Origin of the sequence: Idiomarina sp. 28-8 (assembly GCF_000320945.2) — a bacterium.
Taxonomy (GTDB): domain Bacteria; phylum Pseudomonadota; class Gammaproteobacteria; order Enterobacterales; family Alteromonadaceae; genus Idiomarina; species Idiomarina loihiensis.
The window spans coordinates 630,176-643,745 of the sequence record NZ_DF266789.1 but is presented as its reverse complement, the minus strand read 5'-3'; the positions used below and the strand labels follow the sequence as shown (position 1 = coordinate 643,745).

At 47.2% G+C, this 13,570-nt stretch carries 10 protein-coding genes; 5 read left to right on the top strand and 5 right to left on the bottom strand.

Annotated elements, in window-relative coordinates; genetic code table 11:
* Positions 1-90: 90 nt before the first annotated feature.
* Positions 91-1,395 carry a nitrate/nitrite transporter gene (locus tag RJ32_RS03240; RefSeq protein ID WP_235598902.1) on the top strand — a complete coding sequence of 435 codons (1,305 nt, stop codon included), beginning with the start codon at positions 91-93 and terminating at the stop codon, positions 1,393-1,395.
* A gap of 21 nt (positions 1,396-1,416) precedes the next feature.
* On the opposite strand, the gene RJ32_RS03235 is transcribed toward RJ32_RS03240, so the two are convergent.
* From RJ32_RS03235 to RJ32_RS03225, 3 genes are all read right to left on the bottom strand, one after another.
* A complete protein-coding gene (locus tag RJ32_RS03235) occupies positions 1,417-3,213 on the bottom strand; it encodes an ATP-binding protein (RefSeq protein WP_034819003.1) in 1,797 nt (598 codons plus the stop codon).
* 74 nt (positions 3,214-3,287) lie between these two features.
* Entirely contained in the window at positions 3,288-3,563 is a 276-nt protein-coding gene (locus RJ32_RS03230) for a hypothetical protein (RefSeq protein WP_011233448.1), read from the bottom strand.
* 74 nt (positions 3,564-3,637) lie between these two features.
* On the bottom strand, positions 3,638-5,878 hold the full coding sequence (locus tag RJ32_RS03225; protein WP_034819001.1) for a nitric-oxide reductase large subunit: 2,241 nt from the start codon (positions 5,876-5,878) through the stop codon (positions 3,638-3,640).
* Between the two features lie 371 nt (positions 5,879-6,249).
* Between RJ32_RS03225 and nrdG the strand changes: the two genes are divergently transcribed.
* From nrdG to nhaD, 3 genes are all read left to right on the top strand, one after another.
* On the top strand, positions 6,250-6,723 hold the full coding sequence (nrdG, locus tag RJ32_RS03220) for an anaerobic ribonucleoside-triphosphate reductase activating protein (RefSeq protein WP_011233450.1): 474 nt from the start codon (positions 6,250-6,252) through the stop codon (positions 6,721-6,723).
* A 2-nt stretch (positions 6,724-6,725) separates the two neighbouring features.
* Positions 6,726-8,564: an anaerobic ribonucleoside-triphosphate reductase gene (nrdD, locus tag RJ32_RS03215; protein WP_011233451.1), complete on the top strand. Its 1,839-nt coding sequence runs from the start codon at positions 6,726-6,728 to the stop codon at positions 8,562-8,564.
* A 191-nt stretch (positions 8,565-8,755) separates the two neighbouring features.
* The gene (gene nhaD / locus RJ32_RS03210; RefSeq protein ID WP_011233452.1) at positions 8,756-10,189 is read left to right on the top strand and encodes a sodium:proton antiporter NhaD; all 1,434 of its coding nucleotides are present in this window, start codon (positions 8,756-8,758) and stop codon (positions 10,187-10,189) included.
* Between the two features lie 398 nt (positions 10,190-10,587).
* On the opposite strand, the gene hemN is transcribed toward nhaD, so the two are convergent.
* Together hemN and RJ32_RS03200 are read right to left on the bottom strand one after the other, a co-directional pair.
* Positions 10,588-11,949: an oxygen-independent coproporphyrinogen III oxidase gene (hemN, locus tag RJ32_RS03205; RefSeq protein WP_034818999.1), complete on the bottom strand. Its 1,362-nt coding sequence runs from the start codon at positions 11,947-11,949 to the stop codon at positions 10,588-10,590.
* Positions 11,950-11,983: 34 nt separating this feature from the next.
* On the bottom strand, positions 11,984-12,481 hold the full coding sequence (locus RJ32_RS03200) for an SCP2 domain-containing protein (protein ID WP_034818998.1): 498 nt from the start codon (positions 12,479-12,481) through the stop codon (positions 11,984-11,986).
* A 92-nt stretch (positions 12,482-12,573) separates the two neighbouring features.
* Here RJ32_RS03200 and RJ32_RS03195 point away from each other — a divergent pair, with 92 nt between their 5' ends.
* The gene (locus RJ32_RS03195) at positions 12,574-13,566 is read left to right on the top strand and encodes a peptidase U32 family protein (protein WP_011233455.1); all 993 of its coding nucleotides are present in this window, start codon (positions 12,574-12,576) and stop codon (positions 13,564-13,566) included.
* Positions 13,567-13,570 lie beyond the last annotated feature (4 nt).

Below are 13,570 nucleotides of genomic sequence, written 5' to 3'. Positions count from 1 at the left end.
GTATCCAAACCCTCATAGTTGCAAAGTCCTTACTCTGTGAATATGACAACGAATTGCAATGTTATGGGTAAAGTTTCGCAAGCGAATACAATGAGCGATGTTCGTGATTACCTCGGTTCTCGCGCGCTTTCCCGTGGGTTAACGCTGAGTGTGTTATTGCTTGGCGTCACATTTTGGGCAAGTTGGAGCGTTATCGTTGTATTACTGGCAAAATCAAACCTTAACTTAAGCCCGGTTCAGTTGCTGTCATTAGTCGCTATTGCTGGGGCAAGCGGTGCTGTGTCCAAGTTGTTAGGAACTTTACTAGTCAATATCCTCGGACGATGGATGCCTACAGTTATTGCCACTCTTATGCTGCTAATGAGTATTATCAGTTTTGTGCAATTTTCAGCTGTGCAGCTGAGCTATCCTATATTGTTTGCTTTAGCTGCGGGGTCAGGCATGGGCTGCATGATGTTTGCGCCTGCATTCGACTTAACCCGCCAGTCAAAGGTTATGATCCCCTTGCCGTTGTCCATGAGCCTGGTTATCGGCATGATGATATTCTCTCTGTTTTTAGCTCAGCTGGTTGTTCCTCTGCTGGCTACCTGGCAGTTAGCTGCGGTAGATTCCGCTCTCATACTCGAGCGCAGCAGTGGTCATTTTTTCGCTCGCATCGAGGCCGGCCAGACCATTTTGCTAAACAATTTCAGTTTTGTCTGGGCGATTCTTTTTGGCCTGACAGCCATTTTGAGCGCCGCGGCTGCTTTACTGTCAAACCACAAACAGTCATTACCCAAAGTCACTTTAAGAAAGCTGCTGGCTCACAATGGTCACGTCTGGTATTGCAGTATTCTGTACAACATGACGTTTGGTAGCTTTATTGGCTTTACTATGGCATTGCCACTGATGCTGGAATTTGTGTTTGGTTACAGCACCTTAATTCTGGTTTGGATGGGGCCTTTTATTGCTCTGTTAGCCAGGCCTTTCGGACGTTGGCTGGCAACTATTTTTGGTGGCGCTCTGATAACGCAAGTGAGTCTGTTACTGATGATGATATTCGGGGCTTTGGCTGGCCGCTACATGTATTTTGCTCAACATGGTGCCACTGAACTCTACTTTGAGCCTTTCTTCATCAGCATGCTGGGACTGATTTTTACCAGCGCCTTGGGGAACGGTTCAGTCGTTGTCAGTATGACCAAAGTCTTTCCCAGAACTTATACTCACAGAGTGTTAATTTGGGCGGGCACTATCGCTATGCTGGGTGCGGTTTATTTGCCCTTGCGCTTTGCCTGGGCTTTGCAGTCGCAAAACATGGATACCGTTTATATCGACTTCATTGTTTTCTATGTTATCGGGCTCTTGTTAAACGGTTTTGTCTATTTGCGCCGACGCGGCCAGTTCTATAACCCTTAAGAGTGTGGACGGTGTCTTTCACTATTGCAGCAAATAGTCCGGTGTAAAGGTGAAGCAAACTTCCGTGCCGCCGCTTTCCAGTCTTGAGATTTTTATTTCACCACCAAGATTACGACTGCGTTCCTGCATAATGGCTAACCCGTAATGATTAACCTTCTCCGCATTCTCAGGTAAACCGATGCCATCGTCAGTAATTTTAAGTTCCACGTCCTGTCCACTGGGCTGCGATAGGCTAATGTGTACTTCGCTTCCCTGACTGTGGTTTACCGCATTCTGACTGGCTTCACGAATAATTTGCAATAAATGGATTTCTTCGTGGGGCACCAGTGGAATATTGTTAAGACGGTAATCCAGATGTATCGCCATATTGCTTTGCTCGGTTAACTGCTTAACCGTAGTCTGTAACGCGCTGTAAAGGCCTGAGCCATCGACTTTTAAGCGGAAAGTTGTGAGCAGCTCGCGCAACTGACGGTAGGCTGAATTTAACCCTTCTCTTAGTTCGTTACTGACATCATCTATCGTGGCGCGATCGTCCTTTTCAATGCCTTTGTGCAAACGCGTGACCTGAATTTTCAGGTACGACAAAGCCTGTGCCAGCGAGTCGTGCAACTCGCGGGCTATAACGGTACGCTCGTGCATTAATGCGAGTCGGCGCACTTGCTCTTCCTCAGATTTCAGGCTTTGTGATAAGGCAAGCTGGTCCGCTGTTGAATTCATCAGTTGCTGTTGCCAGGTAGCCAAAGGTTGTCCCTGCTCGCAGCGAACAATTAATACACCGTAGTTTTGATCTTCCCGTTTCAGAACAAAGCGATAGACCAGTTTGTCATCAATTACCGAAGCACCGGGACCAGCTTTCAGGCAGGTTGCACAGTTACCGGCTTCACAGGGTTCGTGTGAATTGGGACGCGGTTGCAGTTGCAAAAACGGGCGGTTGCCTTCTTCCGTTAGCAGGCATAACTCAATGTCATTTACTTCACCAATTTCGTAGAGCTTTTCAATAACTTGCTGGTAATTATTGTAGTCATAACTGTGCACGATAATGGAGCGGGCGGTATCGTACAGAAAGGATAACACCTTGTTTTTGCGCGACAGTTCCTGAGTTTGCTGCTCTACCCGGCGTTCAAGACCACCGTAAAAGTAGCTGACGGTTTCCGACATCTTGTTCATTGTGCGGGAGAGCTGGCCTATTTCATCTTCGTTATCGATTTTTGACTTAGCGGTAAAGTCGCCCTGACCCAAACGTTTGGAAACCGCCAGCAGGTGTCGAAGCGGTTGGTTGATTTTTCGTTTTAGCACGGTAAGTAAAAAGAAAAATATGGCAACGATAAAAAATGAGGCTAAAGCCAGCGAGCTACGAACCGTCTCCATTCGTCTTTCTGAATGCTCTTGCAGCTGGCCAACCAGAGTGTCGAGCTGATTCACATAGTTGTCTATGGCGTTACTTTGTTGCTGGGAAAAGCGAGCAAAATCCTGCTCTGCTATTTCCGAGTGCACCCGCTGCCATTCGGTTCTAGCGTCTTTAGCTAGCTGTTGAATACTACCGCCGGCTTTTACGAAGTGACGATGAAGTAGAGGTTGTTCCCAGAGTGTATCTATTTCCTGCGCCGTTTCGCTGGCCTGAACTTTCTTGCCGCTAGATAGCTGCAGCGCAAACTTATAGGCTTTCATTCGGTGTGAGCCCGCAACGTTAATCAACTCCGCGTCCTGCTCTGATTTTTCCAAAAGCCAGAATGCAGAGAGAGAAGAGGCGCTGGCAACAATTACGATAAGCGCAAGCGATACTCTGAAGACATTAATTATAGAAGCGTTGCGTATCATTCCGGGCGACGTCCTGAGTGAAAGTTCCGGTACATGATATAGCATTTCGAAAGAGGGGAACAAATAAGTGCGGATTAATTCATCAGTTTATTGCGGTGAAGAACTTTCTCGGTTCGGCGCGCTAACTTCTCCATAAAAACTAAGTCCGCTAAGGTTGGTTCTGCCAGTTCGTTGTCCAGGTCGGCCTGCCATTGGCTGACTTCAGCATCCAGCATTTCCATCATTTTTTTAGAGCAGCCACGACAAATACCCTGGCACATATCCGCTTCTTTTAAGCCAAAAGGAATATGCTTACGAATGACATCGAGTAATTGATACATCGCGGTTTTGGTATCGGGTTTGCGGCTCATACGTCCTCCAGTAAACGCCTCACAAAAGAAAGCCAGGCTTCTGCAACGATTGCAGAAGCCTGGTTTATTAAGGGTTAATCAGACTTATGCTTTAAGCCTTTTACAACTTGCCAGCTAATACCTAACGCACCGACGATGAAGACCATGTCGCCAAGGGTACGGAACCAGCGTAGGTTCTGTAATAGAGGCTGCTGCATAAAGGCTTCGCTACGTGCGTACCACAAACCTTCGGTGGCAGCGGCGTAGAACTGGATAAAGCCGACAGGCAGCAAGCTGGTGAAGAGCATCATTGCCAGACCAATGTTCATGGTCCAGAACGCCATTTTCATCAGTTTTTCATCGAACTGCAGGTTCGGGCGAATGTAGCGCAGAATCAACAGGACGAAACCAAGCGCCAGGAATCCGTAAACACCAAATAAAGCTGCGTGTGCGTGAGTTGGTGTAGTGTTTAAGCCTTGTACATAGTACAGCGAAATAGGTGGGTTGATCATAAAGCCCAGCACACCTGCGCCCAGCATGTTCCAGAAAGCAACTGCAACGAAGCACAATAGTGGCCACTTAATGCGTTGCATCCAGGTTGCGCGTTTTTGCAGGCTGTAGTTTTCCCAGGCTTCGTAGCCCAGCACAATCAGCGGTACCACTTCTAACGCTGAGAAAGTAGCGCCCACGGCCATAACTGGCGTGGTTGTTCCGGCAAAGTACAAGTGGTGGAAAGTACCTGGTACACCACCGAGCATAAACAGTGACGCGGAAGCTAACGCAGCCACGGTTGCCATGCGGCGGGAAACTAAGCCCATGCTGTGGAAAATAAAGGCCAGTGACGCAGTTGCGAAAACTTCGAAGAAACCTTCTACCCACAGGTGAACAATCCACCAGCGCCAGTATTCCATAATAGAAATGTGAGTACGCTCGCCGTAGAAGAAGCCGGCACCGTAGAACAGGCCAATGGCAACAACCGAAGCGGTAAATAACGCCAGTAGGTTCTTATCGCCTTTGACTTTAAATGCACCGACAACACAACGCATCATCAGTACCAGCCAGAAAACGATACCCAGGAACTTACCAATTTGCCATAGACGACCTAAGTCGACGTATTCGTAGCCCTGGTGACCTAACCAGAAGTTAAGGTGCTCCGGCATAATTTGCGCAATGGCTAACCAGTTACCGATAAAGGTACCTGCGACAACCAGAACCAGTGCCCAGAACAGGATATCGACACCCAGTTTCTGATATTTAGGATCTTTACCGCCATTAATAATTGGGGCAAGGAATAAACCAGCAGCCAGGAACCCGGTGGCAATCCAGAACATAGCGGCCTGAATGTGCCAGGTACGGGTTAAAGAGTAGGGGAACCACTCTGAAATATTAATGCCGTAGAATTCCTGTCCTTCGACTGTGTAGTGTGCGGTTAAGCCACCCAGTAAAACTTGTAGCGAGAACAACGCAACCACAATAAACAGGTATTTACCTAAGGCTTTTTGTGACGGCGTGAGCTTAATTTTGGCTATGGGGTCATGCTCTGGAGCAACAGGGTCTTCTTCGTCGTGTTGACGTAAAAACGCCCATGCCCAGATTAAGAAGCCAACACCGGCAATTAAGAGAATAACACTGACAATTGACCAGATAATATTTTCCGCGCTAGGCACGTTATCTATCAAGGTTTCATGTGGCCAGTTGTTGGTATAAGTAATATCTGAGTCAAAACGTTCTGTCGACGCGGCCCATGCTGTCCAGAAGAAAAAGTCGTTCATTACCGCACGACGTGCTTCTGAAGGAAGCGTATTTTCTTTCATGGCGTAGTTAACGCGGGTAGGGCGTAGCTCCGGATCATCGCTGAACAGTTTTGAGTAATACTCGCCGGTTTGCTCAATGGCCTGAATGCGTCGTTCGCTTAGAATAACGGTATCTGAAGCTTTATCGTAAGTATTGGTCCGATACTCTTCTTTTAGCTCGTACTCTAGTTGGTTTTGCTGCGAGCCCGCTAGCTGTTCGTAGGGTTTACCAAAGACTTCGTTGGCGCGAATGTCCAGCCAGGCCAGAAGTTCGCGGTGTAGCCAGTCAGCTGTCCAGTCGGGCGCCTGATAAGCACCGTGCCCCCAAATTGACCCCAGTTGCATGCCACCAACAGACTGCCAGGCGGTTTGCCCGTCTAAAACAGACTCTTCGGTTGCAATGACTTTGCCATTGGTACTCATGAACTTATCCGGAATAGGCGGAGCTTCCCGGTAAACTTCCGTTCCAAAATACCCTAAAAGTCCAAAGGTAATTGCGAGAACCGCAATTAACGTCCACCAAAGCTTACGATAACCGGCCATAATTGACCTCCTTGATGCTGAACAGCTTCATATTGTTACTCCATAGATTTATGAGCAGAGAATTTTTATTAATTCGCTATGCATTTACCTAAGTGCAATATTGAGGCCATATTTTAATTTTTTGATAAATAAGGAATTTAATTTTAAAAGGGTATTTATGACTTAAGTTTATTAGGTTGTTTTTACTTTTATGGTTAAAAGTACCCTAAAGGTTATTTCTACCCTTTAATGGGTATCTCTTTAAGGCTCCTGTCATTTCTTTCTTCTCGCTTAAATCTTGAGCGGGATCAATGCGCCCGAAACAGACTTAACTATGCTGAAGCACAATATGTAGTGATTATTTTTAAATTAATAACAATATATGGTGTTTTATGCCGGTTTCCCCTACAAGCCTACATTACAGTGCGGAGCAAGTTGTCTGGCAAGAAGTGCCGGGAGAAGTTGCCTTAGCCTACACCATTACCGGCTGTCCGGTTGGCTGTAAAGGCTGCCACAGTGTGGATAGCTGGCCGGTGGGAAGCGGGTCGCCTTTAACGCAGGAACATCTGGCACAGCAGCTGCAAAAATACCGTGGGTTAATAACCTGTGTTTTATTTCTGGGCGGTGAATGGCAGCCCACAGCACTACTGAAACTATTAAAGCAAGTACGAAACGAAGGGCTGGAGACCTGCCTGTATACAGGCTATGAAAGCGTCTCTATATCCCTTCGCGAACAACTGACTTACTTAAAAACCGGGCCGTGGATTGCTGCCCGGGGCGGGCTGGAAAGCCCAACCACCAACCAACGCTTTTATGATTTACGGACCCGGCAGTTATTGAACTGCAAGTTTCAAACAGGAGAATAATTATGTTGCGCTTAAACGAGGAACAAGTCACTGGCAAAGTCGATTTCATTCACGAGTATCTGCATGCTCAAAACGCGGCCGATGGCTCGAAAATGGATGCCAACGCCAATGTCACACAAAAGAATATAGCAACGCTTGAAGCCGAGTTAATGAAAGACTTTTTTGTGCAGGTTAACCGTAAGCAAGTCAGCAATAAAATCAGTGAGCTTTTTGGTAACGAGCTGGCAAAAGAATACGTTCGTCAAATTGAAGACCATGAAATTTACGTGCATGACGAAACCAGCCTTAAACCTTACTGTGTTTCGGTCACTATGTACCCGTTCTTACGTGATGGCTTAACCAAGCTGGGCGGTGAATCTCAGGCACCCAAGCACCTGGAATCGTTTTGCGGCACCTTTGTTAACTTTGTTTTTGCGGTGAGCTCGCAGTTTGCCGGAGCCGTTGCCACGGTCGAGTTCTTAACTTACTTTGATTACTTTGCCCGTAAAGACTACGGCGACGATTATTTAAATACCCATCGTCACCAGATTGAAAACCATCTGCAGCACGTGGTGTATGCGCTGAATCAGCCTGCGGCAGCACGCGGCTACCAGAGTGTGTTCTGGAATATCTCTATTTACGACCAGCATTACTTTGACAGTATGTTTGGTGAGTTTGTTTTCCCTGCGGACTTCACTAAACCAGAGTGGAACTCGGTGAGTGCACTACAGGACTTCTTCCTGGATTGGTTTAATAAGGAAAGGGAAAAAACGATATTGACCTTCCCGGTGGTGACGGTTGCTATGCTGACCAACGAGGGAGAATGCAAAGATCAGTTGTTTGCCGAAAAAATCGCCGGGGAAATGGCAAATGGCAATTCCTTTTTTGTTTATTTGTCTGACAATGCCGACTCGTTAGCCTCCTGTTGCCGACTACGCAGCGAAATTAGCGACAATACCTTTTCTTATACCCTGGGTGCGGGTGGTGTCGCTACAGGCTCTATTAATGTCATTACCATGAACATGAACCGTTTGGTGCAGGATGGCAGAGATTTAGAGGAAGAAGTCAGCAAAATTCACAAATATCAGGTGGCTTACAGAAAGTTGATGGAAGAATACAAGAAAGCGGGCTTATTAACCGTGTACGACGCGGGCTTTATTACCCTGGACAAGCAGTTTTTGACTATTGGTATTAACGGCATGGTTGAAGCGGCTGAATCTCAGGGCATTACTGCGGGAAACAACGAGGCCTATAAAGACTTTGTGCAAAGCCATCTAAAAGTGATTTATGACGCAAACAAGGCCGCTAAAAAAGAATACGGATATATGTTTAACACCGAGTTTGTGCCCGCAGAAAACCTGGGTGTGAAGAACGCCAAGTGGGACCGATCTGACGGTTATAAAGTGAGCCGTGACTGCTACAACTCCTACTTTTATGCCGTAGAAGACGAAGATGCCAATGCGCTGGATAAACTGGTTCTTCACGGAAAAGAATTGATTGAATACCTGGATGGCGGTTCGGCATTGCATTTGAACCTTGATGAAAAGCTCAACACCTCAGGCTATTTGTCGTTACTCAATATTGCCGCGAAAACGGGCTGTAATTACTTCTGCATTAACGTCAAAATTACCATTTGTAACGCCTGCGAGCAGATTGATAAACGCACCTTAAGCGAATGTTCCAGCTGTGGCTCTGAGGACATTGACTACGGAACCCGGGTTATTGGTTACTTAAAACGAGTGTCTGCTTTTAGTGCAGGCCGTCGAAAAGAGCACCATTTGCGTCATTATCATCGCAAGCAGCCAGCCGAGGTTGCTGTGGGTGCGGCACAATCCAATAGGGTATTTCGCCGAGCAAGCTAAAGTGGCACAAAATGATTACAGAGAGGGATGAGTTTTCCCTCTTTCTGTAGCTCTCAGAATTCGAGTTTTGTGGTAATCTCCGCGCGAAAATTCCTGCCGGAATAATCAACCACTTTCATTCTTAACCACCAACCAACAAGGAGAGTTGGTGCAGTTTATCTTTGGGTTCTGAACTGCACTGAAAAAACGCTATGAAAAGATTGCTGTTTACCGTCATTTCGCTGCTGTTTTCGGTATCAGTACTGGCTGCAGAATCCTCTGCTGACCGTATCGATCTCACCTCATCGACCGTTGGTTACGCCGCCATCGTCATTTTTATTCTTGCGTATATTTTGGTGATGGGTGAAGAGAAACTGCACATGAGAAAATCCAAGCCTGTGCTGGTTGCGGCAGGGGTTATCTGGATCCTCATAGGGTTTGTTTATACTGGCGACAATGCCGTTCTGGCGGAAGAGGCGTTCCGGGAAAACTTATTAAAGTTCGCAGAGCTGATGTTGTTTTTGCTGGTGGCAATGACCTACATCAATGCTCTTGAAGAGCGACGCTTGTTCGATGCGCTCAGCGCCTGGTTGATGAAAAAGGGCTTTACCTATAGAAAGCTCTTCTGGATAACCGGTTTTTTAGCGTTTTTCATTTCGCCTATTGCGGACAACCTGACTACCGCTCTGTTAATGTCGGCTGTGGTCATGAAAGTTGCCGAGGGCAATAAAAAGTTCGTCGCGCTTTGCTGTTCCAGTATTGTTATAGCGGTTAATGCCGCCGGTGCCTTCAGCCCGTTTGGGGACATAACCACGCTTATGGTGTGGCAGTCCGGCAAGGTAGAGTTTACCGAGTTCTTACAGCTGTTTGTGCCCGCGTTAGTGAACTACTTAATACCCGCAGTTATCATGAGCTTCTTTATTGAGAACAAAAGTCCGACAACATTGCATACCGAAGTCGAGCTTAAGCGCGGAGCCCTGCGCATTACGTTCTTATTCTTATTAACAGTCGCAACCGCCGTTGCATGCCACATTTGGCTGCATTTACCGCCGGTGCTCGGCATGATGATGGGGCTGGGCTACTTACAGTTCTTTGGTTACTTCCTGCGTATGACCCTGCCGGGATCACTGGCGCGCAAGCGAGCAATGGCAGCACGCGAGGGCGACCAAAAACGCCTGCAACAACTTGGTGGTGTCGTGCCATTCGACGTATTCAGCCGGGTTTCCCGTGCCGAATGGGACACCTTGCTGTTTTTCTACGGCATTGTGCTGTGCGTTGGCGGTTTAGGCTTTATGGGTTACTTAGGTTTACTGTCCGAGTCTCTTTACGGTGGTTTAGACCCAACCATAGCAAACAGTATTCTCGGCGTGGTCTCCGCTCTTGTGGATAACATCCCGGTGATGTTTGCAGTACTGTCCATGGACCCTGAAATGTCCACCGGACACTGGCTGCTAATAACCCTGGCCTGTTGTACCGGCGGCAGCCTGCTCTCTATCGGTTCCGCATCAGGCGTTGCCTTAATGGGACAAGCCAGAGGTTACTACACCTTTATGTCGCACCTGAAATGGACACCGGTAATAGCAATAGGCTACGCAGCCAGCATCCTGCTACACCTATGGCTAAACCAAGCCACCTTCCTCAGCTAGCGGGGAAGGGGAAAGGACTCTCTTGCGATTAAGGTTCCCGGCTCAGAGAGACGCCTGCAAGTACGTCCCTGTAAGGCTTGGGTGGCGCCATCCTTGGCGCCACACACTCTCTGAGCGCAACAGCCCTTTCCCTCAACACCTTCCCCTGTTGCTCTACCTCTATCTAGTTGGATGCTTCGTCGCACTCGCTTTTCGGAAGCTACCGTTGATCTGACTATTAAGGTTTGCTTTCCAAAGTCAGCTGATAGAGGTAACCCGGTCGCAATATGCGCCGGGGAGAGCCTAAGAAAGTGTGTGGCGCCAAGGATGGCGCCACCCAAGCCCTACAGGGAAGTACTTGCGGGCGTCTTTCTTAGGCTCTCCCCAAGCGTATGAAGGCCGGGTTACCGCCCCAGCCGCTAAACGACTTTGGAGTAGCGGTTTTGGCCGTGATCCAGGTATTCGTCGAAACAGGCGCAGATGCTGCGAACCCAGAGGCGACCTAAGTCAGTGACGCGGAGCTTTTTGTCGGAGACGTCGACTAGACCGTCTTCAATGAATGGTTTTAGTAGCGGTATGGCTTCGGCGAAATGAGCCCAAAAATCGTCGAGATCCCACTCTGCTTTAAAAGCTTCTATATCAAGCTCGAAATGGCAAATAACCTGAGAAATTAATGCGGCACGCAGCTTATCCTCGTCGTTTAACGCCATGCTTTTTATAATGGGTTTTTGTCCGTTATCTATCATTTTGTAGTAGGCAGGAAGCTCTTTTTCGTGTTGCCACAGCACACCGTTCACCTGGCTAATGGATGAAACACCTAAGCCGAGCAGTGCGTCCTGACCGTCGGTGGTGTAGCCCTGGAAGTTACGCTGCAGGCGGCCTTCGCGCTGAGCTATGGCAAGGCCATCGTCTTTTTTTGCAAAATGGTCCATGCCGATAAATTGGTAACCGGCGTCGTTCAGTTGTGTAATGGCTTGTTCCAGCAAACTCAACTTAACCGATGGCTGCGGAATGGACTCTTCCGGTATTTTCTTCTGCCCGGCGAAACGCTGGGGTAAATGGGCGTAGCTAAACACTGAAATGCGATCAGGATCCATTTCAATGACTTGCTCAATAGACTTTTTAAAGGTTTCCGGGCGCTGGTAAGGCAGGCCGTAAATAAGGTCTAAGTTAATTGACTCAAAGCCTAGCTCTTTACTGAGCTTTAGCTGATGTGCAATAAGCTCGATATCCTGCACGCGGTTGATCGCAATTTGCACTTTCTTGTCAAAGTCCTGCACCCCGTAGCTGACACGGTTAAAACCCAGTTTACGTAAATGGCGAAGTTTTTCGTCGCTGCAGCTGCGTGGGTCAATCTCTATGCTGACCTCAGGATTATCCGCGAAGGTAAAATGCTGATGAACCAGTTCCATTAGGCGGGTCAGTTGCTGCTCGGTCAAAAAGGTCGGGGTGCCACCGCCTAAATGAATCTGACGGATCTGCTTGTCTCTTACCATAGGCTGGTACATCGCCATTTCGCGGGCGAGGTAATCCAGATATTTATCTGCTTTATGCTGGTGGCGGGTAATTACTTTATTGCAACCACAGTAATAACAAAGCTTGTGGCAGAAAGGTAAGTGCAAATAAAGACACAGTCCGTCATTTGCATTTTTCAGCGCGGTTTCTATGCGGCTTTCTGAAAATTGTTCGGAAAGCATTAACGCTGTGGGATAAGACGTATAACGAGGTCCATTAATGTTGTATTTTTCTATTAATTCTTTATCCCAGGTAACTGTACTCATAACCACCTCTTGACCCCAGTCAAAAACTATTTAATTAACTTGTCTGTATTGTTTCACCTTTTTCTTTATAAATAAAATCACTAAACCGGTCTCCTATTAAATATAAGGCCCTTGGTAGCTTTTGATTTACCTCAATGGTGTCTAAGAAGTTTTTTAAATGTAACCCTAATTCGGTATTGCCTTTTACCATTAGTTTTCGATTAAAGAATAAAGTGTCGGGGTCAACCTTTCCGTAAATCAGTAAAAGCAGTGCGTCACCGTCTGCTGAGAGCTGTACGTCGGGTTCAACTGGGCTCTTAAGGGATTTTAGTTGGTTTCCTTTTAACGTCAAAAATAGAGATAAATCAATGTCTTTAACCTTTATCTCTATTATGTTTCCAGAAATAAAATTAAGCTCCCCTGATGAGATTTCTTCCTTAAATAAAAGGTTTAATAACTTTTCAGATCCAAAGTTAATAAATTGAGACGGAATTAATTTATTTATTGGTCGAATTATTTTAGGTATAGAAGATACCCAATTGGTAGTATTCATATTTTACTCCGTTTGCAACAAAAAATAAAAGTTGTGAGCACTATAATGAATTAATAATTAGGGTGCTACAAAATATTAAATAGAGGTTTTAAATGGAATTGCTGTGTCCGGCCGGAAGTATCCCTGCATTAAAAGCTGCTATAGAAAATGGTGCCGATGCGGTCTATGTGGGGTTAAAGGATGAAACCAATGCGCGTCATTTCGCGGGTCTGAATTTAAATCAGATGAAGCTAGCAGAAGCAGCGGACTATGTGCATAAACATGGTCGCAAGCTGCATGTTGCCATTAATACCTTTGCGCATGCCGACTGTTGGGAGAAATGGCGTCGGGCAGTTGATGATGCTGTTCTGGCCGGTGCTGATGTATTGATTATTGCAGACCTGGCGGTTCTGGCTTACGCGGCTGAAAGGTACCCCAAAGTTGAAAGGCACTTGTCGGTGCAGGCCTCTGCAACGAACGCCGGAGCCATCCGTTTTTATCAGCAGTTTGGCGTGTCGCGGGTGGTCTTGCCGCGAGTGTTGTCTATGCAGCAAGTCAGAGCCCTGGCGCGCACTACTGACGTCGAGCTGGAAGTCTTTGCTTTTGGTAGCCTCTGCATTATGGCGGAGGGGCGTTGTTATCTTAGCTCCTATTTAACCGGCGAGTCTCCTAATACCGCTGGAGCCTGCTCACCTGCGGCTTTTGTGGAGTGGGACGAACAGGACAATAAACTGGAGTCACGGCTTAACGGCGTGCTTATCGATCGTTTTGATGAAAACGAAAAAGCGGGTTATCCCACTCTATGCAAAGGGCGTTTTTCGGTTGACGACGAAATTTACAACGTACTGGAAGAACCGACCAGCCTGAATACCTTAAGTTTGTTGCCGCAACTGTATAAAGAAGGCATTGCCTCGTTAAAAATTGAAGGGCGGCAGCGCAGCCCGGCTTATGTGTCGCAAATTACCAGAGTCTGGCGTCAGGCTATCGATGCCGTTATGACCGACCCGGACGCCTTTGAAGTGGAAGATAACTGGAATTCGGTTCTGGCCTCACTTTCTGAAGGCAGTCAAACGACGCTGGGCGCGTACCACCGGAAATGGAAGTAACCAA